This window comes from Herbiconiux sp. 11R-BC (assembly GCF_049472555.1).
GTDB lineage: Bacteria > Actinomycetota > Actinomycetes > Actinomycetales > Microbacteriaceae > Herbiconiux.
The window spans coordinates 668,334-693,353 of sequence record NZ_JBCEBO010000001.1 but is presented as its reverse complement, the minus strand read 5'-3'; the positions used below and the strand labels follow the sequence as shown (position 1 = coordinate 693,353).

The following is a 25,020-nucleotide window of genomic DNA, read 5'->3' as shown; positions in this document are numbered from 1 at the left end:
GCACCCGCCGCCCGACTAGACCGGGCCCTCCTGGCCCGTCGTCCGGCGCGCGCGCCGGGCCGGGTCGGTCAGGCGGTGCATCAGCGTGGCGGTCGCGCGCCGGCTGATCAACCGCAGACCGAGGGCACCGGCGCGGTTGGCGGTGCCGTCGATCACGCTCGGACCGGGATCGCGGCTGTCGAGGTGGGCGAGGGCGGTGGCCACCACGTCGTCGGCCGTGCGCATCCGGGCTCCGGCGGTGGCGTCGTCGGTGCCGACGACGGCGTTGAACTCGGTGCTCGTCGCGCCGGGAGAGAGGGCGAAGACGGTGACTCCGGATGCGCGCAGCTCGGCCCACAACGACTCGGTGACGCTGAGGACGAAGGCCTTCGCCGCTCCGTACACGGCCATGCGCGGGGTGGGCGTGTAGGCCGCCGTGCTGGCGACATTGATGACGAAGCCCTGCCTGGCGGCCATCATGTCGGGCAGGAAGGCGGCGCTCAGCAACACGGGCGCGCTGACGTCGACCGCGATCTCCTGCGCGAGGCGCGCGGGGTCCTCGCCGACGAACGGCCCGAAGGTGCCGAATCCGGCGTTGTTGATGAGCCCCGTGATGCGGAGCCCGGCCGTCGTGACGGCGGAGTGCAGCTCCGCGGCGGCGGACGGCGATCCGAGGTCCTGCACCAGCGCCGTGGCCCGGATGCCGTGCGCGGCTTCGAGTTCGGCCGCGAGGGCATCGAGGCGCTCGCGGCGGCGGGCGACGAGCACGAGATCGCACCCGCGTGCGGCGAGAGCCCGGGCGAAGGAGGCGCCGATGCCCGACGACGCCCCCGTGATGAGAACGGTCTGGGCCGAGTAGTCGAGGGTGGGCATGGCGTCTCCGGGAATGTCGGTGGAGCGGGACGGAGCGCGGCGGGTCGCCGTGCCCGAACGAGCATCCGATGGTTTGTTCACGGTATGCCTGAGTGGCACTGAGTGTCAAGCGGGCATCTGGGTTACACTCGGCCCATGAGTTCCGAATCGTCGCTGTGGCAGCGTTCGCGCCAGGCGGCCTACGCCGAGATCACCGTCGTGGCGATGCGGCTGTTCCTCGAGCACGGCTTCGAGCAGACGACGATCGACCAGATCGCCTCGACGGCGGGGATCTCCCGCCGCTCGTTCTTTCGCTACTTCGGCACGAAGGAAGACATCGTCCTCGGCGATCTGGCGAGCCAGGGAGTGCTCGTGCGGGATGCGCTCGAGGCCGTTCCGCTGTCGGTCGGGCCCTGGGAGGCATTGCGCGAAGCGCTCGGCGCGGTCGATGCGCTCAAGGGCGAACCCGGTGCGACCCTGGCGATCGCCCGCATGATGTACGAGACGCCCTCACTGCGTGCCCGCAGCATCGAGAAGCACCTGCATTGGCAGGCGCTGCTGGTTCCGAACATGCGGATGCGCCTGGGACTCGCCCCCGACGATGTGACCGACCCGGCCCCCACCGCTCTCGTCGCGAGTGCGATCGCGTGCCTCGACGCCGCGGGTGAGCTGTGGACCCGCTCCGGCGGGGTGGGCGACCTCGCCGTGCTCTACGACCGGGCCGTCGAGGCGGTGCGCGCCGCATCCTGACCGTGTGCCGGAGCGCGTCGAGCGGCACCCGGCTCGGGCCCCGCCGGGAGCGGCCCAGGCTCAGAGGAAGTCGTAGTCCACGAAGTCGCCGAGGCCGGCGCCGGGGTCGTCGTCGGCCGCCGCCTCCGGCTCGTCGATCACGTCGAGGCGCACCGGGGTCGCCGGCGTGATGAGCACCTGGGGTGCCCGCTCCGAGCCCCCGACCCTCACGAACGCTCCGCCGGCGCGGGCGGCACGCTCGATGTCCGACCGCACCCGCGAGATCACCTCGTCGTCGCGCAGCACGAAGGAGTGGTTGTTCACCGACACGACGACGGGCATGCTGTGACCTCCTTCTCCCGCGTCCGACGCGGATGCCGTCAGCGAGGCCTGGGCCGACGCGAGCGAGCCTACCCCGTCACAGCCGGTTCGGGGGATGCGCGGAGCGCTCGCCCAGCCCGGCTTGCGAGACTGCGTCGATCATGATCCGCCTCCTCTCCGACACCGTCTTCGACGCCGAGCTCGCCTTCGCGGCGGTGCTCGCTGTCGTCGGCGTCGCCGGGCTCCTGCTGGCCGGCGGGGCGCGCATCCGTCGTGGCGCCGCCGCCGTGTTCGCGCTGGTGTGGCTGGTCAGTGTGCTCTACATGACGCTTCGCCCCGGTTCAGGGCTCGGCGTGCGGCTGAACCTCGTGCCGCTCGCCTTCGACGGCACGGGGTCGACGGTCGACGCCGTGCTCAACGTGTTCGTGTTCCTGCCGTTCGGGCTGCTGCTCGCCGCCGCGGGGGCGCGGTTCGTCCCTGCGTTCGCGAGCGGGCTCGCGTTGTCGCTGTTCATCGAGGTCACGCAGTACGTGTCCGACCTCGGGCGAACCGCCGACATCAACGACGTCATCACCAACTCCGCCGGCGCCGCGCTCGGCTGGGGGCTGGGCTTCCTGGTGGTGCACACGGCCGGCTGGGCGAGCCCCCGCATCCGCAGCGCGCGCATGCTGCAGGCTGCACCCTGACGGAGCGCCGGACGCTTCCGGCAGCCGCGGCCGGCTAGACCCCCTCGAGGATGACGGCGGCGCCCTGGCCGCCGCCTCCGCAGATTCCGGCGGCGCCGAGCGCGCCTGAGCCCACGATCCCGAGGCGGCGGGCGAGGGTGCCGACGATGCGCGCGCCGGAGGCGCCGATCGGGTGCCCCAGCGCGATCGCGCCGCCGTGGGCGTTGACGATCGCGGGATCGACGCCGAGCGCGCGGGTGGAGTGCACCGAGACGGCGGCGAAGGCCTCGTTGATCTCGACGGCGGCGAGTTCGGAGACGCCGTGCGCGGTCTTCGCGAGGGCCGCCGCGATGGCGTTCGACGGCTGGGCGTGCAGCGAGACGTCGGGCCCGCTCACGAAGGCGTGAGCCAGCACCCGGGCGACCGCCGGGATGCCGCGGGCCGCCGCCGCTTCCTCGCTCATCAGCACGAGGGCGGCGGCGCCATCCGTGATCTGGGAGGAGTTGCCGGCCGTGATGGTGCCGGAGGAGCCGAAGGCCGGTCGCAGGCCGCCGAGCGACTCGACGGTGGTGTCGGCCCGCAGCCCGTCATCCGCGGAGACCACGGTCGGCCCGCGTCGTCCGGGCACCTCGAACGGTTCGATCTCCCCGGCCTGGAACGCGGTCGAGGCGGCGAGGCGCTGATGCGATCCGGCGGCCCAGAGGTCCTGCGACGCGCGGTCGATCGCGAGTCCTGCGTTGCGCTCCTCGGTCGAGGAGCCCATCGACCGGTGCTCGAAGGCGTCGGTGAGGCCGTCGTGGTCGAGGGTGTCGATCAGCTCGATGGCGCCGTAGCGCTGTCCGGCCCGCGAGCCCGGCCAGACGTGGGGAGCGAGCGTCATCGACTCCTGGCCCACGGCCACGACGACGGATGCCTCGCCCGCGTCGATGAGGCGCGCCGCCGAGACCACGGCCTCCATGCCCGACAGGCACACGGCGTTCAGCGTGACAGCCGGCACCGTCAACGGGATGCCGGCGGCCACCGCGGACTGCCGTCCGGGGTTCTGGCCGCTGCCGCCCTGCAGCACCTGTCCCGCATAGACGAAATCGACGTCGTCGCCGTCGAGGCCGCACCGCTGCAGCGCCGAGCGGATGGCCGCGGCGCCGAGTCCGCTGGCGGGAACGCCGGCGAACTGCCCGGTGAACTTCACGAACGGGGTGCGGGCGTAGCCCACGATGACGGCGCTCACGCCGGCGCTCCGGCGGCAGCGGTGGCCGAGGGCGCCGAGGGCGCCGAGGCGGCGGGAGGCGCCGCCACCGCACTCGTCACGGTCGGGTCCAGCTCCATGGCGAAGGGGGCGCCCGTCTTGGTCCGCACCTCCTCGACCGTGACGCCGGGTGCGATCGCGCGCAGAACCAGCCCGCCGTTCTGCACGTCGAACACCGCGAGGTCGCTGATGATCCGGTCGACCACGCCGGCACCGGTGAGCGGCAGCTCGCACTCGGCCACGATCTTGGGCGTCCTGTCCTTGGAGACGTGGTCGGTGATCACGATCACGCGCGGGGTGCCGGCCACCAGATCCATCGCCCCGCCCATGCCCTTGACGAGCTTGCCGGGGATGGTCCAGTTCGCGAGGTCGCCGTTGGCCGCCACCTGCAGGGCACCGAGGATGGCCTTGGCCACATGGCCGCCGCGGATCATGCCGAAGCTCGTCGCGGAGTCGAAGTAGCTGCCGCCGGGCAGCAGGGTGACGGTCTGCTTGCCCGCGTTGATGAGGTCGGCGTCCTCCTCGCCCTCGAACGGGAACGGCCCCATGCCCAGCAGGCCGTTCTCGCTCAACAGCGTGACGCGCACGCCGGCGGGCAGATGGTTGGCCACCAGGGTGGGGATGCCGATCCCCAGGTTGACGTACTCGCCGTCGCGGAGTTCGGAGGCGGCGATGGCCGCCATCTCGTCGCGGGTCCAGCTCATGATGCGATCCTCACTGTGCGCTGCTCGATGTCCTTCACCCGCGGGAGGGCCGTCACGAGCCGCTCCACGAAGATGCCGGGAGTGATGATGCCGTTCGGGTCGAGGTAGTCGTCGACGACCTGCTCGGCCTCGGCGACGGTGATGCGGCCGGCCGCGGCGACGAGCGGGTTGAAGTTGCGGGCGGTGTGCCGGTAGATCAGGTTTCCCTCGCGGTCCGCGCGCCAGGCGTGCACGAGCGCCACGTCGGCGACGATGCCGCGCTCCAGCAGGTAGGTCTCGCCGTCGAACTCCGCCGTGGGCTTGCCCTCGGCCACCTGGGTTCCGACCCCGGTCCTCGTGTAGAAGCCGGCGATGCCCGCCCCGCCGGCCCGCAGCCGCTCGGCCAGCGTGCCCTGGGGTGCGAACTCCACCTCGAGCTCGCCGCTCAGGTACTGCTCGGCGAACAGCTTGTTCTCACCCACGTACGAGGCGATCACCTTCGCGACCTGCCGGTTCTCGAGCAGGAGGCCGAGGCCCTTGCCGTCGACGCCCATGTTGTTCGACACGATCGTGAGGCCTGTGGCCCCGGTGTCGCGCAGCGCCTCGATCAGGTCGCTCGGGTTGCCGCTCAGACCGAAGCCCCCGACGGCGATCGTCGCCCCGTCGGTCACGATCTCGCGCAGGGCCTCGGCGGCCCCCGGCCACAGTTTCGACATGCCTACTCCTTCGTATGTCACCCCGTCCACCAGGTGGGCGCGGTGCGGTGTCTTGCCCGACGCTAGGCCGCGGGCGAGAGGGAGTCAAAGGCCGCGATAGCGGATTCGAGGAGGATTATCGCCAGCTGGTCGACACCGGCGGGTATGCTCACAATATGGACAAGTCGGTGCACTTCCGTGGCTGAACCGATGCGCGGGGCCCAGCTGGTGTCGCGGGTGAGCCGCATCCTGAAAGCCGTCTCCGAGCATCCGGACGGCCTCACCGCGGCCGCCGCCGCACACGCCACCGGGCTCACCCGGCCCACCACCCACCGCCTGCTGGCCTCGCTCGCCGCCGAGGGCTTCGTCGACCACGACGTCGCTCGCGGCCGCTGGTTCCTCGGCCCCGAGCTGTACCTGCTCGGCTCGCTCGCGGCCGATCGCTACGACATCCGGGATGCGGCCCGCGAGAGCGTGCGCCTGCTCGCACGCGAGACCGGTGAGAGCGCCTTCTTCTCCGCCCGCCGCGGCGGCGAGACGGTCTGTCTGCTGCGGGAGGAGGGCAGCTTCCCGGTGCGGTCGTTCGTGCTGTACGAGGGGGTGCGCTTTCCGCTCGGCGTGGCATCGGCGGGGCTCGCCATCCTCTCGTTCCTGCCCGAGGAGGAGGTGGACGCCTACCTCGAGGAGGTCGACCTCGAACGGAAGTGGGGTCCCCAGCACGGCGAGGGGCCGTTGCGCGAGCGGATCGCGGCCACGCGGGAGACGGGCTACGCCGTGAACCCGGCTCTCATCCTCGAGGGCAGCTGGGGCATGGGAGCCGCGGTCTTCGACGGCGCCGGGCGGCCCGCGTGGGCGCTCTCGCTCACCGGAATCGAGTCGCGCTTCCGCCCCGAACGCCGCCCCGAGCTCGGGCGGCTCCTCCTCGAGCAGGCGCACGAGGTGTCCAGGGCGTTCGCCCCCTAGACATGCTCACGCGACTCCGAGCCGGGATGCCGGGAAGCCGACCGCCGCCTCGGTGACGGAGCGGCCGGAGCCGGCTCCTCAGACGGACAACTCGCTGACCGCCTGCCGGAACACGTCCCGCATCCAGCTGTGCTCCGGGTCGCGGCTGTGCACGGGATGCCACCAGAGCGCATTGAGGATGGGGGTCGCGTCGAACGGGAGCTCCATGGTGCGCACCCCGGGCATCGCGGCCACCATCGGTGCCAAGGCGGTCTGCAGCATTCCGATGCGGCGTGTCCCGGCGACGAAGTGCGGCAGGGCGAGGAAGCTCTCGACCACGACGTCGACGTGGGGTTCGATGCCCAGCTGCTGCATCTGCCGGCCGGCCGAGGTGAAGGCGGAGCGGGACTGGTAGGTGCTCACCCACGGGAGCGTGGCCAGGTTCTCCATGGTGAGGGCCTCGCCCACGGCGTCGTTGTCGTCGGCGACCACGGCGAGCCAGCGGTCCTGCCAGAGGTCGACGTAGGGCAGATCGGTGATGAAGCCGTGCGGGATGATCAAGCCGTCGGCCGCGCGGAGACGGAGCGCCGCGTCCTCCACGATGACGGGGTTGTGGAGCACGAAGCGGAAGCGCACCCCCGGTGCGGTCCGCGCCGCGATGTCGGAGGCGGTCTTCGCGATCGTGGCGAAGCCGTAGTCGGAGCCGAACACCGTGAACTCCCGGGTCGACCCGCTCGCGCTCCACGTCGTCTGGCTCTCGAACACCCGCCGGGAGGCTTCCAGCGCGATCGTCGTCAACTCGGTGAGGCGTGCGGCGAGCGGGGTCAGCTCGTAACTGTTGCCCTGGCGGGCCAGGAGCGGGTCGTCGAAGTGCGAGCGCAGCCGAGCCAGCGAGGCGCTCAGCGCCGGCTGGCTGAGGCGGAGACGCTCCGCCGCGCGCGTGACGCTGCGCTCGGTGAGGAGGGCGTCGAGCGACACCAGGAGGTTGAGGTCGAGGCGGGAGAGCAGGCGTTCATCGGTCACGGCGTTGTGATCCTCCGGCTAGGGGGTTGCCGTCATCATCGCATAAACCGCGTTTATGGCAACCATAGTCACACAGAGATTCCCTGATACCTGATCGGAGTGAATAGTGATCTCAGGGCCAAGGACGGCCACCAGAAAGGGTCAACGATGATCAAGCTGCTCTCCCACCTCTCCTACGTCGCGATCACCTCGCCGGATGTCGAGGCCTCCGTCGATTTCTACGAGAAGCAGGTGGGCCTCACCGTCGTCGACCGGGTCGACGGCGCGGTCTACCTCCGCTGCTGGGGCGACTACTACCGCTACAGCGTCGTCGTCCTTCCCGGCGACGAGCCGTCGTTGGCCACCATGGCCTGGCGCACGTCGAGCCCCGAGGCACTCGAGGAGGCCGTGAAGCGCATCGAGGCCTCTGGCGTGTCCGGGGAGTGGTTCGACGGCGTGTCGATCGGCCGGGCGTATCGCTTCACCGGCCCCTGGGGTCACAGCATGACGCTGCACTGGGAGGTCGAGCGGCACCAGGCTCCCGGCAACGTGGCATCCATCTTCCCCGACCGCCCCGAGAAGCGCTCGACCGTGGCGGGCGCTCCGCGCCAGCTCGACCACGTGACGGTCGCGACGAGCGACGTCGACGCCTTCGCGGCCTGGTACAACGAGGTGCTCGGATTCCGGATCATGGCACGCACCGTGCTCGACGAGGCCCCCATCTCGGTGTTCTCGGTGCTCACCACGAACGAGAAGTCCCACGACCTGGGAGTCGTGCTCGACGGCTCGAGCCGGGCCGGGCGCGTGAACCACTACGCCTTCTGGGTCGACACCCGCGAAGAGCTGCTGATCGCGGCCGACGTGCTGATGGAGCACGGGACGCCGATCGAGTACGGCCCGTCCATCCACGGCATCGGCGAGCAGAACTTCCTCTACTACCGCGAGCCGTCGAGCCTGCGCATCGAGCTCAACACGGGCGGCTACCGCAACTACGTGCCCGACTGGACCCCGAACACCTGGAAGCCGTCGCTCGGCTCGAACAACCTGTACCGCAACGGTGCGATGCCCCTGTCGATGACCGAGTCGTTCCCGCCGGCGGACGGCCCGAGCGCGACGGAGGAGGGCGTGCCGGACGAGATCAAGGACGCTCTGCTCAACCCCTACGCGGTGCAGGGTCGCGGCTGATGACGTTCGCCGAGCTTCCGTCCGCCCCCTTCTCTCTGGTGCGGATCGAGACCGGGGGCGGTGTGCGCACCGGTCTCGTGGTGGGGGAGAGGGTGCGCCTGCTCACCCCGGAGCAACTCGGGGCCGTCGACCTGAACGCCTTCCTCGCGTCGGCGGACTGGGACCGGTTGAGAGCGGTCGCCGAGTCGGACGGGGAGTGGATGCCGCTCGCCGGCGTGACCCTCACCGCACCGGTCACGCCCCGGCAGGTTCTGCAGACCGGCGCCAACTACCGCACCCACGTCATCGACCTCGTGGTGTCGGGCCTCGCGCCCGACGATCCGCGGACCCCGGAGGAGGCGCGGGCCTGGGCCGGGCAGATGATGGACGACCGGCGCGAGCACGGTGAGCCGTACTTCTTCATCGGTCTGCCCGCCTGTGTCGTCGGGGCCGGCGAGCCGCTCGCGCTGCCAGCGTACAGCCAGAAGCACGACTGGGAGCTCGAGCTCGCCGTGGTGATCGGCGCCGAGGCCTTCCGGGTGTCGCGCGAGGACGCCCTGAACCACGTCGCCGGCTACACGATCGTGAACGACATCACCACCCGCGACCTGGTGTTCCGCAAGGACATGAAGGAGATCGGCACCGACTGGTACCGCGCGAAGAACGCTCCGGGGTTCCTTCCGACCGGGCCCTTTCTGGTGCCGGCGCCGTTCGCCGACCCCGCGGCCCTCGGCATCCGGCTCGAGCTCAACGGCGAGACGATGCAGGATGCGTCGACGAGCGACCTGCTCTTCGATATCCCGGCACTGGTGTCGGGGGCCTCGCAGACGATGCCGCTGCTTCCCGGCGACCTGCTGCTCACGGGCAGCCCTGCGGGCAACGGGGCGCACTGGGGGCGGCTGCTGCGCGCCGGCGACGTGATGGTCGGCTCGATCGAGGGGCTCGGCAGTCAGACCGTCCGCTGCGTGGAGGAGGTGGCCGGATGACGCGGCCCACCGAGGATCCCGAGGAGCTGGACCGCGCCGATCCCGAAGGCGAGATCGCCCGCGCGGCCGAGGCCTATCGCAACTGGGGCCGCTGGGGCGCCGATGACCGGCTCGGCACACTCAATCTCATCGACCCGGCGAAGCGCCTCGAGGCCGCCGCCCTGGTTCGCGAGGGCGTCACCGTCTCGCTCGCGCAGAGCTTCGACATGAACGGGCCGCAGAAGGGATGGCGCCGGCGCACGAACCCCGTGCACACCATGCTCGACACCGGCACCGACGCGGAGCGCGGGAGTCAGGGATTCCCGCACGGGATCGGCGGGGCCGACGATGTGGTGGCCATGCCACTCCAATGCTCCACGCAGTGGGACGGACTGGGTCACATCTTCGACCACGGACGGGCGTGGAACGGGCGCGCCGCCGGCGACGTCGTGACGAGCGACGGCGACCTCGTGACGGGCATCGAGCACGCGTCATCCGCGATCGTCTCGCGAGGCGTGCTGCTCGATGTGGCGCGCTGGCTCGACCCGGAGCGCGGCGAGCTCCCCGACGGCTACGCCATCAGCACCGGCGAGCTCGAGGCGTGCATGGCCGCGCAGGGCGCGAGCAGCCACGTCGGACAGGGCGACATCGTGCTCGTCCGCACGGGCCGGCTCGCCCGGGCCCGGCGCGAGGGTTGGGGCGACTACGCCGGCGGCGACAGCCCAGGGCTCTCCTTCACGACGGCGGGCTGGCTGCACCGCACCGGCATCGCGGCGATCGCCACCGACACCTGGGGATTCGAGGTCCGGCCGAACGAGTTCGACCTCGCCTTCCAGCCCCTGCACCAGGTGGCCATTCCGAACATCGGTCTCACCATCGGCGAGATGTGGGACCTCGAGGAGCTCGCGCGGCGATGCCAGGAGCTCGCCCGCTACGACTTCCTGCTCAGTGCGCCGCCGCTGCCCATCACCGGAGCCGTCGGATCGCCGATCAACCCTGTCGCCGTCCTCTGACGACACCGCCCCACCCACCGGAACAGAGAGGTTCTGACAATGACCGAGGACACCAAGTGACCGCCGTGAACCGGGTGGCGATCGCCGGCGGCGGCGCAGCCGCCCTCGCGAGCGCCATCCTGCTCGCCGAAGGAGGCGTCGAGGTCGACGTCTACGAGCTGCGCCCGGAGCTGAGCGTGCTCGGCTCGGGAATCACCCTGCAGGGCAACGCGCTCCGCGTGCTCGACCGCCTGGGCGTGTGGAGCGAGGTGTGCGCACTCGGCTACCCGTTCGACGGCCTCTCGCTGAGGGCGCCCGGCCCTGGTGCGCCGGTGATCGCCGATCTCCCCGAGGTGAAGACCGGCGGACCGGGCTATCCCGCGGCCATGGGGATGTCCCGGCCGGATCTCGCCCGGGTGCTGCTCCGACGAGCGGAGTCCCTCGGTGTGCGGGTGCACTTCGGCGCTCCCGTGACAGGGCTCCAGGAGACCCCCGGGGGCGTCGAGGTGTTCGTCGCGTCGCAGTCGGCCGGCGTGTTCGATCTGCTGATCGGCGCGGATGGCGTCAATTCGGTCGTGCGGTCGTTGATCGGCATCGAGGCCGTTCCCCGGCCCACCGGCATGGGCATCTGGCGCACCTTCGTGTCGCGCCCGGCCGAGGTCGAGCACAGCGACCTCTACTACGGCGGACCGATGTACATCGCCGGTTACACGCCCACCGGTCAGGACACCATGTACGCGTTCCTCGTCGAGGAGGCCCAGGACCGCTCCGCCGTCACGGAGACCGAGGCGGTCGAGATCATGCGCGAGGCGTCGCTGGCCTACGGAGGCCCCTGGGAGTCGATCCGTGCCGACCTCGCGGCGGGCTCGCAGGTGAACTACACCTGGTTCACCGCGCACGTGGCGCCGGCGCCGTGGAATCGCGGCCGGGTCGTGATCATCGGCGATGCCGCCCACAGCTGCCCGCCCACGATCGCGCAGGGAGCGGCCCAGGCCCTGGAGGACGCCCTCGTGCTGAGCGAGGAGCTGCTCGCCGCCGAGGCGCTCGGCGACCCGGTGTGGGACGCGTTCCATGCACGCCGCATCCCCCGCGCGCAGGCGGTGGTCGAGGCATCCGTGCAGCTCGGCCAGTGGCAGCTCGATCATGACCGCGAGGCCGACGCCCCCGGGCTGCTCTTCGGTATCGCGCACCGGATGGCGGAGCCGGCATGACCACCGATGTGCACGCCCACCTGCTGCTGCCCGCCCTGCACGCCGCCGTCGAAGCTCGCGACCCGGGCGGGGCGGCGGAGGCTGCGGCCCTCGAACGTCGCCGAAACGGTGTGCCGAGCCTCGAGGCCTCGGGCCGGATGATCGGCGAACGCTTCGCGAGACTCACCGACCTCGGCGCCCGGCTGGCCGCGATGGACGACCAGGGGGTCGACCGCCAGTGGGTGAGCGCCTCGCCCAATCACTTCTATCCGTGGGCGGACGAAGCGCTCGCGGTCTGGATCGCATCCGAGGCGAACCGGCTGGTGGCGGAGCACGTGCGGGGAGCATCCGATCGGCTGGTGGGGCTCGGTCTCGTGCCGCTGCAACATCCTTCACGACTGGTGGAGCTGCTCGACGACGCTGTTCTCGCTCGCGGTCTGGCCGGGGTGGAGATCTCCTCGTTCGCGGGCGACGTGGAGCTCTCGGATGCGCGGCTCGAGCCGTTCTGGGCGCGCGCGGACGAACTCCGCGCCGTGGTGTTCCTCCACCCGTTCGGCTGCAGCCTCGATGAGCGGCTCGACCGCTTCTACCTCTCGAACACGGTGGGGCAGCCGGCGGAGAACGCGGTGGCGCTCTCGCATCTCATCTTCGCCGGGGTGCTCGACCGGCATCCGGGTCTGCGGGTGGTCGCGGCGCACGGCGGAGGCTACCTGCCCACGGTGATCGGTCGTTCCGACCGCGCGTGGCGGGTGCGACCCGAGGCCCGGCAGTGCGCCGAGACGCCGTCGGACTACCTCTCCAAGATCTGGTACGACACCGTCGTGCACGACGAGCGCACCCTGCGCGCTCTGATCGAGGTGGCTGGTGCTTCGCGGGTGCTCCTCGGCAGCGACTTCCCCTTCGACATGGGGCTCGAGGACCCTGTCGGCTTCGTGCGATCCGCGGGCCTCCCGGATGACGTCGTGCGGGCCGTTCTGGGCGGCAACGCCGACGCGCTCGTGCCTGCCGGGGAGTTCTCGTGAGGCTCGCGCGGTGGCGGCGCGGAGATCGAGTGGGAGAGGGGTTCGTGTTCGGCGACGGCGTGTGCGCGTTCCCCGGCGGAGCCACGATCGCCGAAGTGCTGACCGCGGGCCTGGATGCGGCGCGCGAGCTGGAGCGCGACGCAGCCGGCTCGCCGGTGATCCCCTTGGCCGAGGTGACACTGCTCGCGCCCCTCGTGCCCGCAGCGATCCGCGACTTCGTGGCGTTCGAGGAGCACGTCGAGGGCGTGAGCGCCTCCATCGACGGCAAGAGCGAGGTCGTTCCGGAGTGGTACGAAGCTCCCACCTTCTATTTCACGAACCCGCACACGGTGCGAGCCACCGGGGACACCGTGCGGCCGCCGCACTCCGGCCGACTCGATTTCGAGCTCGAGCTCGCCGCCGTCATCGGCGGAGTTCCCGGGCGTGCGGGTTCGGATCTGACGGCGGAGGAGGCGGCCGCGCACATCTTCGGCTACACCGTGATGAACGACTGGTCTGCCCGCGATCTCCAGGCGCGCGAGATGAAGGTGCGCCTCGGCCCGTGCAAGGGCAAGGACTTCGCCACCACCCTCGGGCCCTGGATCGTGAGCGCCGACGAGCTCGACCGCTACCTCGACGAGGACGGGTTCCTCGCGCTGCGCGCGGAGGTGTTCGTGAACGGCGAACGGATCGGCCACGACCTCACGTCGAACATGGGCTGGCCGTTCGCCGAACTGGTGTCCTATGCCGCGCGCGACTCGGCGATCATGCCGGGCGACGTGCTCGGCTCCGGCACCGTCGGCAACGGCGGGTGCCTCGCGGAATTGTGGGGTCGCGCCGGAGAGCTCTCGCCGTCGCCGCTCGGCGCCGGCGACCGTGTGCGCATGTCGATCGAGGGCATCGGTGAGATCGAGAACGTGGTCGGCGAGGCGGTCGCCCCTCCACCACTGCGTCGCGCGCGGGACCGCAGCCGGTCCCGTGCGCGCTGAGCGGCTGCGCGCCGGATGCAGATCGACGAGGCCCCCTCCACCGTGCGGTGGAGGGGGCCTCGTCGAATCCGGCGGGGTGCCGGGTACCCGAGAGCGGGGTCGGTCAGTGCGCCGCCGGCACGGGCGCGGAGGCGGAATCCGGAGACGCTGTGCTGCGCGCGAGCCCGAAGGCCAGGGCGACCGCGATCACCAGCGACGCGATCCCCAGTGCCCCGAGCGCCGCCGGCAGCGAGCCCAAGGGGGCCTGGAGGGCGAGCAGCACGAGCGGGCACGCGAACTGGCCGAAGAACAGGAATCCCGTCCAGAGTCCCGTGCCGCGGCCGCGCTGTTCGAAGGCCAGCCCCGAGACCGCCCAGGTGAGCAGGGTCGGCAGCAGGATGCCGTTGCCGAACGAGGTGATGACGGCCCCGATGATGGCCACCGGGATCGACGGCGCGAACCACACGATCACGAGCCCGACGCCGCCGAGCCCCAGAGCGAGCGGCAGCAGCCGCCGGGCCTGGAAGCGGGCGATCCAACGGAACAGGATGGCGCCGATGGCCGTGGCGAGCGAGGCCGCAGCCGTCACCGCGCCGATGGTCGACACCTCCGTCACGCCCAGTCCTGCGAGCACGTAGGGCAGCTCGACGATCAGCGAGTAGAACATGAGTCCGCCGAAGAGCGAGACGATGAGCGGCAGGGCGAGTGCGCGCCACGGGATCGGGGGAAGCTTGGCGCGGTCGGCGCCGGTCTTCTGCATCCTCGGCTGCCAGATGAGCAGTGCCACGGGAACGACGAGGAGCAGGCTCACGGCGTAGAGCCAGAACGGAGTGCGCCAGCCGTTCGCCCCCAGTGCGCCGCCGATCACGAAGAACGCCGTGGCGGCCAGCGAGGTGACGACCGTCTGGAGACCGAAGTACTTGTCCCGGCGAGCCCCGACGAAGTAGTCGGCGAGCAGCGTCGTGCAGCAGGTCATGATCGCGGCCTCGGTGATGCCGACGCCCACGCGGCTGAGCACGATGCCCGGGAGGGAATCCAGGTAGAGCGGCGCGGTGCCGAGAACGGCGTAGACGATCAGCGCCACGACGAGAAGCCGTTTGCGGCCCACCCGGTCGACGATCGCCCCGGCGAACGGGGCGATGAGCGCGATCATCAGGGCGGGGATGGTGACGATCAGAGGCACCAGGGCCTCGGATCCGGGCACCGAGGCGAAGACGCCGGTGAGCGTGGGCAGGATCGGAGCGAGGAGCACCGCGCCGAGCACCGGGAGGCAGCTCCCGATGAGCAGCAGAATGCCTTGCACGGAGCCGGCCGTGCGGCCGGTGACGGGATTGACCGCGGCGTCGCGCTCGATGCGCGGAGCGTCGGCGAGTGAAGCGCTGTTCGTCATTGAACACCCTTTCTTGGACTGTCCTCCGATGGTGGGGCCGGGGCGGGGCATCGGGGAAGTCGAATTCAGGGATGCAGCGGATAGACGCGGCTTATACTGCGGCTCCGCGGCCGGACGGTCGGCAGACCACTCTAGGTGTCGGTGGGCTCCTTGAGATGACGGGGGAGCCGCGACGGTCTCGCCGCTTTCTCCGCGTCGGCGGGGTCGGCGGTTTCGACGGGTTCGGCGGTGGAGTCCGACCGGGCATCCACGGAGCGCAAGGTCACGTAGGAGCGGCCGGCCGGGTGATCGCTGCTCTCGACATGGCGCTTGAAGCCGCCCAGGGCGACCCGCAGTGCGCGGTCGTCGGCGCCGAGAGCCGCCGCCGCGCGCTCGGCTGCGGTCGTCGGGTTCCAGGTGACGGTCAGGGTCACGGTGGTGCGCACGTCCGACGCGGCCTGGAACTCGGCGCGTCCCTCGAGTGCGAGGTCGCCGGTGATGGATCGCCAGCTGACCCGCTGCTCGGGCAGCTGCTCGACGATCTCCGCATCGAAGGACCGCGTCAGCCCTCCGATCGCGAGGGTCCACTGACTGTAGAAGTCGGATGACGTCGTGACGCTGCGTACCGCGGGCATGAAGCTCGGGAACGACCCGACGTCGAGCCAGTGCTGGTAGACGGCGGCGATCGGCGCGTCGATCGTCTCGGTGTGGTGCGCTTCGGTCATCGGTGGTGCCCTCTCGGTCGTGCGGGTCGGACGCTATTTGTCCTTGCCTTTTCCCTTGCCGTTTCCGTTCCCATCGCCGCTGTGCCCGTTCCCGTTCCCGGACTCGGCGGGCGGGTCGGTCGTCGTAGCCCCGGTCGGTGCTGCGGTCGTCGCCGGGATGGTCGTGTCCGACGGCGCCGGAGTCGTGACCGGGGCCGGCTGCAGGTCGGCGCGAACGAGATCGATGGCGTCCTGGATGCCGGCGGCCCGGGAAGCGGACACGTCGCCGGATTCGATGACGGCGTTCAGCTGCGCCTCGAGCGAGTCCAGGGTCGCGAGTGAACCCGCGGCATCGCCCGCTGCGGCCTGCCCGGCGGCGGCGATGATCGTCGACTGCATGAGCTCGCTCGTGCTCGCCGTGATGCCGGGCGAGGCCGGAGCGCATCCGCTCAGGCCGAGGGCCGTGGCGAGAACGATCGCGAGGGCGATCGCCGGTGCGGTCCGGTTCACCGGGTCACCGCATCCAGGAGCTGCTGCAGGTGGGTGCCCAGCGGATCGTCCAGCTGCGGGAGGGTCGGGGCAGGAGCCGCGCTCGAGGCGCTCAGCGTCCAGACCAGGATGCCCACGATCAGCACCACGACGACCAGCGCGATGACGGCGACGACCAGATGCCACCGCCGCCGGCGCTCCCGCCCACGCGCGGGCACCGCCCCCGCTCCCGCCCCCGCCGCAACCGTCCCGTCGCCGAGCACAGCGGTCGCGACATCCTGAACGAGCACGGCGGTCGGCGCTGAAGACGCGTCTGCAGCCTCGAGGATCTCGGTCGAAGCCACGGCAGCCCCGGCCGTCGAGGCGGCGGTCAACGCTCCCGGGTCGCGGGAATCGCCCACGGTCAGACCGCCCGCCGCCACCACGACGTCGAGCGCGCTCGGGCGCTGCTGCGGGTCGCGGGCGGTCATCGCCGTCAGCAGCGACTTCCACGGGTAGCCCAGCTCGCCGGGGATGCGGGGATCGCGGGTCAGCCGGGCCAGCGCTGCTTCGTGCGTGGACGTCTGCGGAAAGGCCCGTTCCCCGGTGAGTGCCTCCAGGAGCACCAGGCCGAGCGCATAGATGTCGGATGCCGGGGCCGGGTCGATGCCCCTGACCTGCTCCGGGCTGAGGTAGGCGGCGGTGCCGACGAGCGTTCCGGGGGTCGTGAGCCGGGTCGAGTCGACGAGGTAGGCGATGCCGAAGTCGGCGAGCTTGGCCCGGAACTCCTCGCCGGGCACGTGTGAGGGGCGCAGCAGCACGTTCGACGGCTTGATGTCGCGATGCACGATCCCGGCGTGATGCACCACGTGCAGGGCTTCGGCCAGATCGCGGGCCATGGTGGCGGTATCGCTCCGCCCGATCGGCCCTCCGGCGAGCCGCTCCCGCAGGGTGGGCCCCTCGACGTACTCCATCACCAGGTAGTTCGGGTGGCCGGAGGCGGTCTGCGCGTCGAACAGGGTGACGAGCGACGAGTGGTTGAGCGAGGCCAGCAGCCGGGTCTCCGAAGTACTCCGCGCTGCGTCGGCGGCGGACTCGCGGAAGACCTTCACCGCCACGATCCGGCCGAGCGCCTCGTCCCGTGCCCGGTAGACCACGCCCATGCCACCCGACCCGACCTCATCCTCGAGGAGGTAGCGCCCGTCGAGGAGCTCGCCGGTGCTCGGCGAGCCCCCGGGTTCGAGGCCGGACATCGTCACCGTGCTCAGACCAGCGGGTCGTTGCTGTCGCGCGTGCTCCGGGTGACCTGCTCGCCGCTGGCCGGGTCGACCGCGGTGCGGGTGGTGGCCACCGTCTGGCGGCGCCGCAGCGAGAAGATCAGGCTGATCAGGAAGACGACCACGCCGGCGCCCATCAGGATGTAGCCGATGAGCGAGAGGTTGACGACCCCACCGAGGTCGACGTTGACCGCGAACGCCAGGATGGCTCCGATCACGAACAGTGCGATGCCTGTGCCGATACCCATGATGTCCTCCGATTCCTGCGGCGAGATCTTCGCCGCGTCACGACGGCCGAGCCTGATAGTCACCTGATGATCAGTGGGCTCCGGTCGTCGTCTGGGGACATGCCTACCATGATTGAGTCAATAGCGATTGAGTCAAATTGGATGGGTGCGACGTCATGACCGATCTGAAGCGCCGAGTGGGCATCTTCGCCGCCCTCGCCGATCCGACCCGGCTCCGCATCGTGGATCTGCTCACCCTCGGCGACCTCTCGTCCTCGGAGATCGAGCTGCTGCTCGGTCTCCGCTCCAACCTCGTCGCCCACCACCTCCGCGTTCTGGAGAAGGCGGAGATCGTCACCCGCAGCCGCTCGGAGTTCGACAAGCGGCGCAGCTACATCGGGCTCCGCCCCGAGATCTTCGACACCCTCACACCCGGCGGCGTCGAGGTTCCCGAACGTGTGGTCTTCGTCTGCACCGCGAACTCCGCCCGCTCGCAGCTGGCCGAGGCGATCTGGCGCGACTCGAACCCGATCCCGGCGGCATCGGCCGGTGTGCGGCCGGGTGCTGTGATCAATCCCGGCGCGGTCGCTGCCGCAACCCGGCACGGCCTCCGCATCGAGGAGGGCCGGAGCCCGCAGCACGTGAGCGAGGTCCTGGCCGAGCACGATCTGGTCATCACCGTCTGCGACAGCGCCCACGAGCAGATGACCGGCAGAGACGACCTGCACTGGTCGATCCCCGACCCGGCGCCGATCGGCACCCCGGAGGCGTTCGACCGCGCCATCGCCCTGATCACGCAGCGCATCCGCGCGCTCTCCTTGCGGCTGAAGACCGGCCGTCCCGACTAGACCGCTCCTATGGGTGGATGCGGTCGCCGGCGCCTACAGTTGACGTCTATGCCTCCACAAGCACCGGCCCCCGGGGGGAGCCCCGTCGTCCGCATCGACACCCTCGCCGACCCCCGCCTGGCCGACTACGCCCACGCCACCGACGTGGCCCTCAAGAACGCGCGTCGCAGCGAGCCCGGGCGCGAGAACGGCCTCTACCTCGCGGAATCCCTGCTCGTGCTCCAACGGGCTCTGCGAGCCGGGCACGTGCCGCGCTCCGTGCTCGCGCTCGGCACGAGCGAGCGCGAGGCCGTCGAGACGCTCGCCGTGGCCGGGCACCCCGAGGTGCCGGTGTTCGTGGGGCCGGGCGAGCTGCTCGCCGAGCTCACCGGCTATCTCCTGCACCGCGGCCTGATCGCCGCGATGAACCGCCCGCCGCTCCCCGACCCGGCTGCGTTGCTCGAGCGCGCCCGCCGCGTCGTCGTGATCGAGAACGTCGTCGACCCCACCAACGTGGGCGCCATCTTCCGCTCCGCCGGGGCCATCGGGGCGGATGCGGTGCTCGTCACCCCGCGCTGCTCCGACCCCTTCTACCGCCGGGCCATCCGGGTGAGCATGGGCACCGTGCTGCAGGTGCCGTGGACCCGCACCGGCGAGTGGCCCGAGCTGTCGCCACTCCTGCGCGAGCACGGTTTCCACACAGCGGCTCTGGCCCTGACCCCGGATGCGGTGAGTCTCCGCGATTTCGAGACGCGCGTTCCCGAGCGGCTCGCCCTCGTGCTCGGCGCCGAGGGTGGCGGCCTCACCACCGAGGCGATCGCCGCCGCCGACACCGTGGTGCAGATCCCGATGCTGCACGGCATCGACTCGCTCAACGTCGCCGCCGCGAGCGCGGTCGCGCTGTGGGCGGTCTCCCGTTGACCGCCGGCTACTCGAGCCCGTCGAGGTAGCGCAGCAGGATGCCCTCGCGCAGCGCCCACGGCGACACCTCGAGCTCCTCCACGTCGTAGAGCTTCATCACCGAGTGCAGCACCACGGCGCCGGCCACGATCTGGAAGGTGCGGTCGGGCGTGATGCCGGGCAGCGCCTGGCGCGCCTCCGCGGGCAGCTGCCCGAGCCGCGGGATCCAGTCCTTGAGGTCGGCCCGCCGCAGCGTCACGGTCGGCTCGCCGGCTCCGGAGGCGTGCGGCCGGCTCGACCCCGCGAGTCGCGCGAGCGAGCGGATGGTCTTCGAGGAGCCGACCACGTGCTGGAACGGCGGCAGGTGCTCGAACAGCGGCAACGCATCCGCCCGCATCACCGCCCGCGAGTGCGCCCGCAGCTCGAGCATCTGCTCCGGAGTGGGCGGGTCGTCGGGAAAGAACTGCACGGTGGTGCGGCCCGCGCCGAGCGGCAGCGACACCGCCACCTCGGGGAATTCGTCGGATCCCGCCGCGATCTCGAGCGAGCCGCCGCCGATGTCGAAGAGCAGGATGTTGCCCGACGACCAGCCGTACCAGCGGCGGATGGCGAGAAACGTCAGTCGCCCCTCGTCCTCGCCCGTGAGCACGCGCAGCGCCACGCCGGTCTGCTCCTCGACGCGCGCGAGCACGGCCTCGCCGTTCGCCGCCTCGCGGAGCGCGGAGGTGGCCATCGGCAGCAGCTCGTCGATGCCCTCCCGGCGCGCCACCTCCATGGCCGCCGCGATGGCGCCGACGATCGCGGTCACGCCCTCCTCGCTGATGCTGCCGTCGGGCTCGAGGTAGCGCATCAGCCTCAGCACCGACTTGTGCGAGGCCTGCGGCACCGGCCGGGCCCCCGGATGCGCGTCGACGACGATCAGATGAACCGTGTTTGAACCCACATCGAGCACTCCGAGTCGCATCGTCCGACACTATCGCCTCCGCGGAGGGCGCCCGGCCGTCGGCGCCGGGCCATCGGCCCCGCCCGGCGGCCCTCGTCCGTAGACTGGAGCCGTGCCAGTGAATCCAGACCTCGTCGGCCGCGTCTTCGCGCCCACGAAGCCCTACCTGGTCGGCCGCGAGAAGGTGCGCGAGTTCGCCCGCGCCGTGTTCGCCTCCGACCCCAAGAACGTCGACGTCGATGCGGCGGCCGCAGCCGGCTATCCCGACGTGGTGGCGCCGCCGACCTTCGCGATCGTCGTGCAGGAGCTCACCCTCGCCCAGCTCCTCGCGCAGGACGACGCGGGCATCGAGCTCACCCACGTGGTGCACGGCGAGCAGCGCTTCGACTACAGCCGGCCCATCGTGGCGGGCGACGAGCTCACCGCGCAGCTGAACGTCACGAGCGTGAAGACGCTCGGCGGCAATGCGATGGTGACCGCCGAATCCGTGGTCACGGATGCCGCGGGCGAGCACGTGGTGACCGCCGTGTCGGTGCTGGTCGTGAGGGGGGACGCATGAGCGACGAGATCATCGTGCACGAGTACGCCGTCGGCGATGTCGTGGCCGAGGCCGCCTATCCGATCACGCGCGACTCGCTCGTGCGCTACGCGGGTGCCTCCGGCGACTTCAACGCCATCCACTACCGTGACGACGTGGCCGCCTCGGTGGGCCTGCCCGGCGTTCTCGCCCACGGGATGCTCACCATGGGTCTCGCGGTTCAGCCGGTCGTCGACTGGGTCGGCGACCCGGCCCGCGTCACCGACTACCAGGTGCGGTTCACCCGCCCCGTCGTGGTCGATCCGGTCGACGGCGCCGTCATCTCGGTGCTCGCGAAGATCGGCCAGCTCGACGAGGAGGCCGGCACGGCGCGCGTCGACCTCACCGCGACGGTGAACGGCGAGACGGTGCTCGGCAAAGCCCAGGTGCGCGTCCTGCTGCCATGACCGACCTCACCGGAGCAGGCCCGGAGCCCGTGCCGGCCGGCGGTGCGGCGCATCCGGAATCCGGCCCACGGCACGCCGAGGCAGCACCGGCGCCCGTCTTCGACGTGGACCTCGCGCCGTTCACCACCTTGCGGGTGGGCGGCCCCGCGGAGCGCCTGCTGACGGCCACCACCGAGCAGGAGCTGCTCGACGCCGCGCGCGAGACCTGGGCCGAGGGCGGCGAGTGGGCCGTGCTCGGCGGCGGGTCGAACGTGGTCGTGGCCGACGGGGGTGTCGAGGGCACCGTCATCCGCGCCGCCACCCGGGGCATCGCGCCGGTGATGGCGAAGCTCGGCCACGTGCGCCTGCGCGTGCAGGCCGGCGAGCCGTGGGACGAGCTCGTGCGCCACACCGTGGAGAACGGGTGGAGCGGCATCGAGGCGCTCTCGGGCATCCCGGGCTCCGTCGGCGCCGCGCCCATCCAGAACATCGGCGCCTACGGGCAGGAGGTGGCCTCGGCCATCGTCTCGCTCGACTTCCTCGACGCCGCCACCGGGCGGGTGCGCCGGATGCCGGTGGAGGAGCTCGAGCTCTCCTATCGCTCGAGCGTCTTCAAGCGGGGCCTGCGGGGCGTCGTGCTCTCGGTCACCTTCGAGCTCGACGACGCCCGGGGCGAGGGCGCGGGTTCCGTGGCCCTCAGCCGCCCGGTCGAGTACGCCCAGCTGGCGTCGGCCCTCGGCATCGAGGTCGGCGAGCGGTTGCCGCTCGCCGAGGTGCGGCGGGCCGTGCTCTGGCTGCGCTCGTCGAAGGGCATGCAGCTGGCTGACGACGATCCCGACTCCGTGAGTGCGGGCTCGTTCTTCACCAACCCCATCGTCACCGAGCACTTCGCCCGCACGCTGCCCGCGTCGGCGCCGCGCTGGCAGATCGAGCCCGAGGAGCCCGACACCGTGGTGGCGCTCGAGGACGGCATGGAGATCGCGCTCGACGGCGATCGCAGCCCCAAGGCCCGGCCCGCCGAGTATCGCGTGAAGCTCAGCGCCGCCTGGCTCATCGAGCACGCCGGCATCCGTCGCGGTTTCTCGCTGCCGGGTTCGACGGCCGCGGTCTCGTCGAAGCACACCCTGGCGCTCGTGAACACGGCGCCGGCCACGGGCGGCCTCGCCGCCGACGTGGCCGAACTCGCCCGCTACGTGCAGAACCGGGTGGCGGCGGAGTTCGGGGTGGTGCTCCAGCCGGAGCCGGTGTTCCTCGGTCACCAGCTCTGAGGGCGTGTCGGGCCCGAGCTGTGCCGGCCATCCGAACGGCTCAGCGCGCCGCGTCGATCTGCGCCCGGTAGCGCTGCGACTCCCGCACCATCTGCCAGCCGGCGTCGTCGTCGGGCGGGGTCCAGGCCGGATCGGCCTCGCCGGCGAACACGAGCCCACCGGCCTCGATCGTGGCGAGGTACTCGGCGGCCCAGCTGCGCTCGGTCTCGACGAGGCGCAGCTCGAGCTCGAGGCTGTGCGCCACGTGCGGGGGTGCGAAGCCCCGGGCCACGAAGGCGATGCGCTCCAGCAGGGCGGCGCTCGCCCGGCGGGCGTTGCCCTCGCGCTCGCGGAGCGCCTCCAGCATCTCGCTGCGGGCGAGCAGCGGTGAGAGGCTGAGCGCCACCCGAAAGCTCGAGGGTTGCATCGGCGCCACCGTCACCACCGCTTCGCGCAGCAGCCGGTGCAGCTCGGCGCTGCCCGCCTCGGCCATCGTGTACACGGCCACCGTGCGATCGCCGTCGCCCTCGGGCAGGTCGTGCCGCCGGATGAAGCCCTGCTTCACGAAGGTGCTCAGCATCGAGTACACCGAGCCGGGTTTGATGTTGGCCCATTCCTCCACGCCCCAGGAGAGCAGCTCGCGGCGCAGCTGGTAGCCGTTGGCAGGCTCGAACAGGCTCACCACTCCGAGCAGGAGGGCGCGAGTCGTCAGGGTCGCCATGAGCCGAGTATAGGAGCGCCGAGACCGGATGCGCGGGGGCTTGACACCGCGGTGTTCAAGTTTGAATAATGGAGGCTCCGCAACCGACCGAGGAGACCCGCGTGATTCATGCACGAGGCCTGGCACGCACCTTCGCGGGGCGCGGCAAAGGCACAGAGAAGGTCGAGGTGAAGGCCGTCGCCGGCGTCGACATCGACGTCGAGGCGGGTGAGATCGTCGGCTTCCTCGGCCCCAACGGCGCCGGCAAGACCACCACGCTCCGGATGCTCACCACCCTCCTCAAGCCCACCGCGGGCTCCGCGACGGTGGCCGGCTTCGACGTCGCCACGCAGTCGCAGCAGGTGCGCCGCAGCATCGGCTACGTCTCGCAGAGCGGTTCCACCTCGCCCGAGGCGCGCGCCGGCGAGGAGATCATGGATCACGGGATGCTCTACGGCATCAGCAAGCAGCAAGCCGAGGCCCGCGGTCGCGAGCTGTTCGAGCAGCTCGACCTCGAGGGGTTGTGGACGCGGGAGCCCCGCGCCATGTCCGGCGGCCAGCGTCGCCGGCTCGACATCGCGATGGGCCTCGTGCACGACCCCACCCTCGTGTTCCTCGACGAGCCCACGACCGGCCTCGACCCGCAGGCGCGCGCCAACCTCTGGACCCACATCTCCGAGCTCCGCACCAAGCGCGAGACCACGGTGTTCCTCACCACCCACTACCTCGACGAGGCCGACGCCCTGTGCGACCGCGTGCTCGTCATCGACCACGGCGTCATCGTGGCCAGCGACACCCCGGATGCGCTGAAGCGGCAGGTCTCGGGCGACCTGGTCGAGCTCGTGGTCGCGGATGCGTCCCGCTCGGCCGAGACCGCGGCGCTGCTGGAGCGCGTGGCCGACTCCGACCTGGGCATCGACGGCGCCACCGTGAGCGCGCGGGTGCGCGGCGCCGGCCACGAGGTGGCCGGGCTCATCCGCTCTCTCGACGCGGCCGGCATCGCCCTGGAGTCGATCGAGGTGCGGCGGCCCACCCTCGACGACGTCTTCCTCACCCTGACCGGCCGCAGCTTGAGAGAGGACGCCTAGGTCATGGCTCCTAACTCAGCGCCTACTGCGCGGCCCAGCTCGCAGCGGGCTGCCGCGTTGTCATCGTCGGCCGCACCGCCGGTGCGACCTCCTCTTCCGCCTTGCATCCCACTACGATCTGCGCCGCTCGCTACGGCGCTGAGTTAGGAGCCACGACCTGATGTTCTGGCGCGAGACCTTCATCGTGTTCCGCCGGCAGCTGCGCATGGCGCTGCGCAACCCGGCTTGGGTCATCATCGGGCTGGTGCAGCCCATCCTCTACCTCTGCCTGTTCGGCCCGCTGCTCGAGCCGCTCGCCGGCACGCTCGGCGCCGAGAACGCCTACACGCTGTTCGTGCCCGGCCTCTTGGTGCAGCTCGGCCTCTTCGGCGCGCTGTTCGCGGGCTTCGGCCTGATCGCGGAGTGGCGGGCCGGCGTGATCGAGGCCGAGCGCGTCACCCCGGCGAGCCGCACGGCGCTGCTGCTGGGGCGCATCCTGCGCGACGTGCTGCAGTTGTTCGTGCAGGGCATCGTGCTGATCGGCCTCGCGTTCCTGTTCGGGCTCACCGGATCGATCATCGGCATGGTCTTCGGCCTCATCCTCACAGTGCTGCTGGGTGCGGCCTGCGCCGCCGCCTCCAACGCCCTCGCCCTCACCACCAAGAGCGAAGACGTGATGGCGCCCGTCATCAACAGCATCGCGCTGCCAGTGCTGCTGCTCTCGGGCATCCTGCTGCCGATGACCATCGGCCCGCAGTGGCTCCAGGTGGTCTCCGACTTCATGCCCACGAAGTACATCGTGAACGCCATCCGCGAGCTGTTCACCGGCGACTTCTTCACCGTCACCACGATGTGGGGCGTCATCTGGACCCTCGTGCTGTTCGCCGCCGGCCTCTACGTCGGCACCCGCACCTTCCGCAAGGAGAACGCGTAA

Annotated in this window: 29 protein-coding genes; 16 read left to right on the top strand and 13 right to left on the bottom strand. The window is 71.3% G+C overall.

The window, feature by feature from the left end; all coding sequences use genetic code 11:
• Positions 1-15: 15 nt before the first annotated feature.
• Positions 16-852 (bottom strand): SDR family NAD(P)-dependent oxidoreductase, encoded by an 837-nt coding sequence (locus VD659_RS03100; protein WP_423259665.1) that lies wholly within the window; start codon positions 850-852, stop codon positions 16-18.
• Between the two features lie 135 nt (positions 853-987).
• Here VD659_RS03100 and VD659_RS03095 point away from each other — a divergent pair, with 135 nt between their 5' ends.
• Complete coding sequence (locus tag VD659_RS03095; RefSeq protein ID WP_423259664.1) at positions 988-1,581, top strand: TetR/AcrR family transcriptional regulator; 594 nt, start codon at positions 988-990, stop codon at positions 1,579-1,581.
• A 60-nt stretch (positions 1,582-1,641) separates the two neighbouring features.
• On the opposite strand, the gene VD659_RS03090 is transcribed toward VD659_RS03095, so the two are convergent.
• Complete coding sequence (locus tag VD659_RS03090; protein ID WP_423259663.1) at positions 1,642-1,902, bottom strand: hypothetical protein; 261 nt, start codon at positions 1,900-1,902, stop codon at positions 1,642-1,644.
• A 140-nt stretch (positions 1,903-2,042) separates the two neighbouring features.
• Here VD659_RS03090 and VD659_RS03085 point away from each other — a divergent pair, with 140 nt between their 5' ends.
• The gene (locus tag VD659_RS03085) at positions 2,043-2,567 is read left to right on the top strand and encodes a VanZ family protein (RefSeq protein WP_423259662.1); all 525 of its coding nucleotides are present in this window, start codon (positions 2,043-2,045) and stop codon (positions 2,565-2,567) included.
• Positions 2,568-2,601: 34 nt separating this feature from the next.
• On the opposite strand, the gene VD659_RS03080 is transcribed toward VD659_RS03085, so the two are convergent.
• Genes VD659_RS03080 through VD659_RS03070 form a run of 3 tightly spaced genes read right to left on the bottom strand, consistent with a single transcriptional unit; the run spans position 2,602 to position 5,191 of the window.
• Positions 2,602-3,774: an acetyl-CoA C-acyltransferase gene (locus VD659_RS03080; RefSeq protein ID WP_423259661.1), complete on the bottom strand. Its 1,173-nt coding sequence runs from the start codon at positions 3,772-3,774 to the stop codon at positions 2,602-2,604.
• Positions 3,771-4,496, bottom strand: a complete 726-nt coding sequence (locus VD659_RS03075; RefSeq protein ID WP_423259660.1) for a CoA transferase subunit B — start codon at positions 4,494-4,496, stop codon at positions 3,771-3,773. Before VD659_RS03075 ends, VD659_RS03080 begins: the two co-directional genes overlap by 4 nt.
• A complete protein-coding gene (locus VD659_RS03070) occupies positions 4,493-5,191 on the bottom strand; it encodes a CoA transferase subunit A (RefSeq protein ID WP_423259659.1) in 699 nt (232 codons plus the stop codon). Before VD659_RS03070 ends, VD659_RS03075 begins: the two co-directional genes overlap by 4 nt.
• Before the next feature lie 144 nt (positions 5,192-5,335).
• Between VD659_RS03070 and VD659_RS03065 the strand changes: the two genes are divergently transcribed.
• Positions 5,336-6,133: an IclR family transcriptional regulator gene (locus tag VD659_RS03065; RefSeq protein ID WP_423259658.1), complete on the top strand. Its 798-nt coding sequence runs from the start codon at positions 5,336-5,338 to the stop codon at positions 6,131-6,133.
• Positions 6,134-6,211: 78 nt separating this feature from the next.
• Here the strand turns inward: VD659_RS03065 and VD659_RS03060 are convergent, their stop codons facing one another.
• Positions 6,212-7,135, bottom strand: a complete 924-nt coding sequence (locus VD659_RS03060) for a LysR family transcriptional regulator (protein ID WP_423259657.1) — start codon at positions 7,133-7,135, stop codon at positions 6,212-6,214.
• Positions 7,136-7,282: 147 nt separating this feature from the next.
• Here VD659_RS03060 and VD659_RS03055 point away from each other — a divergent pair, with 147 nt between their 5' ends.
• From VD659_RS03055 to VD659_RS03030, 6 genes are read left to right on the top strand one after another with little or no spacing between them, the layout of a single operon-like run.
• Positions 7,283-8,299: a VOC family protein gene (locus VD659_RS03055; protein ID WP_423259656.1), complete on the top strand. Its 1,017-nt coding sequence runs from the start codon at positions 7,283-7,285 to the stop codon at positions 8,297-8,299.
• Entirely contained in the window at positions 8,299-9,264 is a 966-nt protein-coding gene (locus VD659_RS03050) for a fumarylacetoacetate hydrolase family protein (protein ID WP_423259655.1), read from the top strand. Before VD659_RS03055 ends, VD659_RS03050 begins: the two co-directional genes overlap by 1 nt.
• Complete coding sequence (locus VD659_RS03045; RefSeq protein WP_423259654.1) at positions 9,261-10,256, top strand: cyclase family protein; 996 nt, start codon at positions 9,261-9,263, stop codon at positions 10,254-10,256. The genes VD659_RS03050 and VD659_RS03045 overlap by 4 nt, the downstream gene beginning before the upstream one ends.
• Before the next feature lie 56 nt (positions 10,257-10,312).
• Complete coding sequence (locus tag VD659_RS03040; RefSeq protein ID WP_423259653.1) at positions 10,313-11,446, top strand: FAD-dependent monooxygenase; 1,134 nt, start codon at positions 10,313-10,315, stop codon at positions 11,444-11,446.
• A complete protein-coding gene (locus VD659_RS03035) occupies positions 11,443-12,447 on the top strand; it encodes an amidohydrolase family protein (protein WP_423259652.1) in 1,005 nt (334 codons plus the stop codon). Before VD659_RS03040 ends, VD659_RS03035 begins: the two co-directional genes overlap by 4 nt.
• Positions 12,444-13,415 (top strand): fumarylacetoacetate hydrolase family protein, encoded by a 972-nt coding sequence (locus tag VD659_RS03030; protein ID WP_423259651.1) that lies wholly within the window; start codon positions 12,444-12,446, stop codon positions 13,413-13,415. Before VD659_RS03035 ends, VD659_RS03030 begins: the two co-directional genes overlap by 4 nt.
• A gap of 103 nt (positions 13,416-13,518) precedes the next feature.
• On the opposite strand, the gene VD659_RS03025 is transcribed toward VD659_RS03030, so the two are convergent.
• The 5 genes from VD659_RS03025 to VD659_RS03005 form a co-directional block, all read right to left on the bottom strand.
• Entirely contained in the window at positions 13,519-14,784 is a 1,266-nt protein-coding gene (locus VD659_RS03025) for an MFS transporter (protein ID WP_423259650.1), read from the bottom strand.
• Between the two features lie 131 nt (positions 14,785-14,915).
• Positions 14,916-15,488: an SRPBCC family protein gene (locus tag VD659_RS03020; protein WP_423259649.1), complete on the bottom strand. Its 573-nt coding sequence runs from the start codon at positions 15,486-15,488 to the stop codon at positions 14,916-14,918.
• Between the two features lie 33 nt (positions 15,489-15,521).
• On the bottom strand, positions 15,522-15,977 hold the full coding sequence (locus VD659_RS03015; protein ID WP_423259648.1) for a hypothetical protein: 456 nt from the start codon (positions 15,975-15,977) through the stop codon (positions 15,522-15,524).
• Positions 15,974-17,188 carry a serine/threonine-protein kinase gene (locus tag VD659_RS03010; protein WP_423259647.1) on the bottom strand — a complete coding sequence of 405 codons (1,215 nt, stop codon included), beginning with the start codon at positions 17,186-17,188 and terminating at the stop codon, positions 15,974-15,976. Before VD659_RS03010 ends, VD659_RS03015 begins: the two co-directional genes overlap by 4 nt.
• Before the next feature lie 11 nt (positions 17,189-17,199).
• Positions 17,200-17,460, bottom strand: a complete 261-nt coding sequence (locus VD659_RS03005) for a DUF6458 family protein (RefSeq protein WP_423260041.1) — start codon at positions 17,458-17,460, stop codon at positions 17,200-17,202.
• Positions 17,461-17,615: 155 nt separating this feature from the next.
• On the opposite strand from VD659_RS03005, the gene VD659_RS03000 reads away from it, so the two are divergent.
• Together VD659_RS03000 and VD659_RS02995 are read left to right on the top strand one after the other, a co-directional pair.
• Positions 17,616-18,287: an ArsR family transcriptional regulator gene (locus tag VD659_RS03000; RefSeq protein ID WP_423259646.1), complete on the top strand. Its 672-nt coding sequence runs from the start codon at positions 17,616-17,618 to the stop codon at positions 18,285-18,287.
• 48 nt (positions 18,288-18,335) lie between these two features.
• On the top strand, positions 18,336-19,187 hold the full coding sequence (locus VD659_RS02995) for a TrmH family RNA methyltransferase (RefSeq protein WP_423259645.1): 852 nt from the start codon (positions 18,336-18,338) through the stop codon (positions 19,185-19,187).
• A 7-nt stretch (positions 19,188-19,194) separates the two neighbouring features.
• On the opposite strand, the gene VD659_RS02990 is transcribed toward VD659_RS02995, so the two are convergent.
• Positions 19,195-20,130 carry a Ppx/GppA phosphatase family protein gene (locus VD659_RS02990; RefSeq protein WP_423259644.1) on the bottom strand — a complete coding sequence of 312 codons (936 nt, stop codon included), beginning with the start codon at positions 20,128-20,130 and terminating at the stop codon, positions 19,195-19,197.
• 91 nt (positions 20,131-20,221) lie between these two features.
• On the opposite strand from VD659_RS02990, the gene VD659_RS02985 reads away from it, so the two are divergent.
• Genes VD659_RS02985 through VD659_RS02975 form a run of 3 tightly spaced genes read left to right on the top strand, consistent with a single transcriptional unit; the run spans position 20,222 to position 22,340 of the window.
• Positions 20,222-20,668 (top strand): FAS1-like dehydratase domain-containing protein, encoded by a 447-nt coding sequence (locus VD659_RS02985; RefSeq protein WP_423259643.1) that lies wholly within the window; start codon positions 20,222-20,224, stop codon positions 20,666-20,668.
• The gene (locus VD659_RS02980) at positions 20,665-21,093 is read left to right on the top strand and encodes a MaoC family dehydratase (protein ID WP_423259642.1); all 429 of its coding nucleotides are present in this window, start codon (positions 20,665-20,667) and stop codon (positions 21,091-21,093) included. Before VD659_RS02985 ends, VD659_RS02980 begins: the two co-directional genes overlap by 4 nt.
• Entirely contained in the window at positions 21,090-22,340 is a 1,251-nt protein-coding gene (locus VD659_RS02975) for a UDP-N-acetylmuramate dehydrogenase (RefSeq protein WP_423259641.1), read from the top strand. The genes VD659_RS02980 and VD659_RS02975 overlap by 4 nt, the downstream gene beginning before the upstream one ends.
• A gap of 40 nt (positions 22,341-22,380) precedes the next feature.
• Here the strand turns inward: VD659_RS02975 and VD659_RS02970 are convergent, their stop codons facing one another.
• Positions 22,381-23,040: a PadR family transcriptional regulator gene (locus tag VD659_RS02970; protein ID WP_423259640.1), complete on the bottom strand. Its 660-nt coding sequence runs from the start codon at positions 23,038-23,040 to the stop codon at positions 22,381-22,383.
• Positions 23,041-23,141: 101 nt separating this feature from the next.
• Here VD659_RS02970 and VD659_RS02965 point away from each other — a divergent pair, with 101 nt between their 5' ends.
• Together VD659_RS02965 and VD659_RS02960 are read left to right on the top strand one after the other, a co-directional pair.
• On the top strand, positions 23,142-24,107 hold the full coding sequence (locus VD659_RS02965) for an ATP-binding cassette domain-containing protein (RefSeq protein WP_423259639.1): 966 nt from the start codon (positions 23,142-23,144) through the stop codon (positions 24,105-24,107).
• 160 nt (positions 24,108-24,267) lie between these two features.
• Entirely contained in the window at positions 24,268-25,020 is a 753-nt protein-coding gene (locus VD659_RS02960) for an ABC transporter permease (protein ID WP_423259638.1), read from the top strand.

Bases quoted from the DNA above. Each gene is read 5' to 3' on its own strand.
- VD659_RS02995 (WP_423259645.1), top strand. From the start codon at position 18,336: ATGCCTCCACAAGCACCGGCCCCCGGGGGGAGCCCCGTCGTCCGCATC.
- VD659_RS03065 (WP_423259658.1), top strand. From the start codon at position 5,336: ATGCTCACAATATGGACAAGTCGGTGCACTTCCGTGGCTGAACCGATG.
- VD659_RS02975 (WP_423259641.1), top strand. From the start codon at position 21,090: ATGACCGACCTCACCGGAGCAGGCCCGGAGCCCGTGCCGGCCGGCGGT.
- VD659_RS03000 (WP_423259646.1), top strand. From the start codon at position 17,616: ATGACCGATCTGAAGCGCCGAGTGGGCATCTTCGCCGCCCTCGCCGAT.
- VD659_RS03090 (WP_423259663.1), bottom strand. From the start codon at position 1,902: ATGCCCGTCGTCGTGTCGGTGAACAACCACTCCTTCGTGCTGCGCGAC.
- VD659_RS02990 (WP_423259644.1), bottom strand. From the start codon at position 20,130: ATGCGACTCGGAGTGCTCGATGTGGGTTCAAACACGGTTCATCTGATC.
- VD659_RS03075 (WP_423259660.1), bottom strand. From the start codon at position 4,496: ATGAGCTGGACCCGCGACGAGATGGCGGCCATCGCCGCCTCCGAACTC.
- VD659_RS03055 (WP_423259656.1), top strand. From the start codon at position 7,283: ATGATCAAGCTGCTCTCCCACCTCTCCTACGTCGCGATCACCTCGCCG.
- VD659_RS03005 (WP_423260041.1), bottom strand. From the start codon at position 17,460: ATGGGTATCGGCACAGGCATCGCACTGTTCGTGATCGGAGCCATCCTG.
- VD659_RS03010 (WP_423259647.1), bottom strand. From the start codon at position 17,188: ATGTCCGGCCTCGAACCCGGGGGCTCGCCGAGCACCGGCGAGCTCCTC.
- VD659_RS03050 (WP_423259655.1), top strand. From the start codon at position 8,299: ATGACGTTCGCCGAGCTTCCGTCCGCCCCCTTCTCTCTGGTGCGGATC.
- VD659_RS03045 (WP_423259654.1), top strand. From the start codon at position 9,261: ATGACGCGGCCCACCGAGGATCCCGAGGAGCTGGACCGCGCCGATCCC.
- VD659_RS03095 (WP_423259664.1), top strand. From the start codon at position 988: ATGAGTTCCGAATCGTCGCTGTGGCAGCGTTCGCGCCAGGCGGCCTAC.
- VD659_RS03020 (WP_423259649.1), bottom strand. From the start codon at position 15,488: ATGACCGAAGCGCACCACACCGAGACGATCGACGCGCCGATCGCCGCC.
- VD659_RS02970 (WP_423259640.1), bottom strand. From the start codon at position 23,040: ATGGCGACCCTGACGACTCGCGCCCTCCTGCTCGGAGTGGTGAGCCTG.
- VD659_RS03100 (WP_423259665.1), bottom strand. From the start codon at position 852: ATGCCCACCCTCGACTACTCGGCCCAGACCGTTCTCATCACGGGGGCG.
- VD659_RS02980 (WP_423259642.1), top strand. From the start codon at position 20,665: ATGAGCGACGAGATCATCGTGCACGAGTACGCCGTCGGCGATGTCGTG.
- VD659_RS03025 (WP_423259650.1), bottom strand. From the start codon at position 14,784: ATGACGAACAGCGCTTCACTCGCCGACGCTCCGCGCATCGAGCGCGAC.
- VD659_RS03085 (WP_423259662.1), top strand. From the start codon at position 2,043: ATGATCCGCCTCCTCTCCGACACCGTCTTCGACGCCGAGCTCGCCTTC.
- VD659_RS03070 (WP_423259659.1), bottom strand. From the start codon at position 5,191: ATGTCGAAACTGTGGCCGGGGGCCGCCGAGGCCCTGCGCGAGATCGTG.
- VD659_RS03035 (WP_423259652.1), top strand. From the start codon at position 11,443: ATGACCACCGATGTGCACGCCCACCTGCTGCTGCCCGCCCTGCACGCC.
- VD659_RS02960 (WP_423259638.1), top strand. From the start codon at position 24,268: ATGTTCTGGCGCGAGACCTTCATCGTGTTCCGCCGGCAGCTGCGCATG.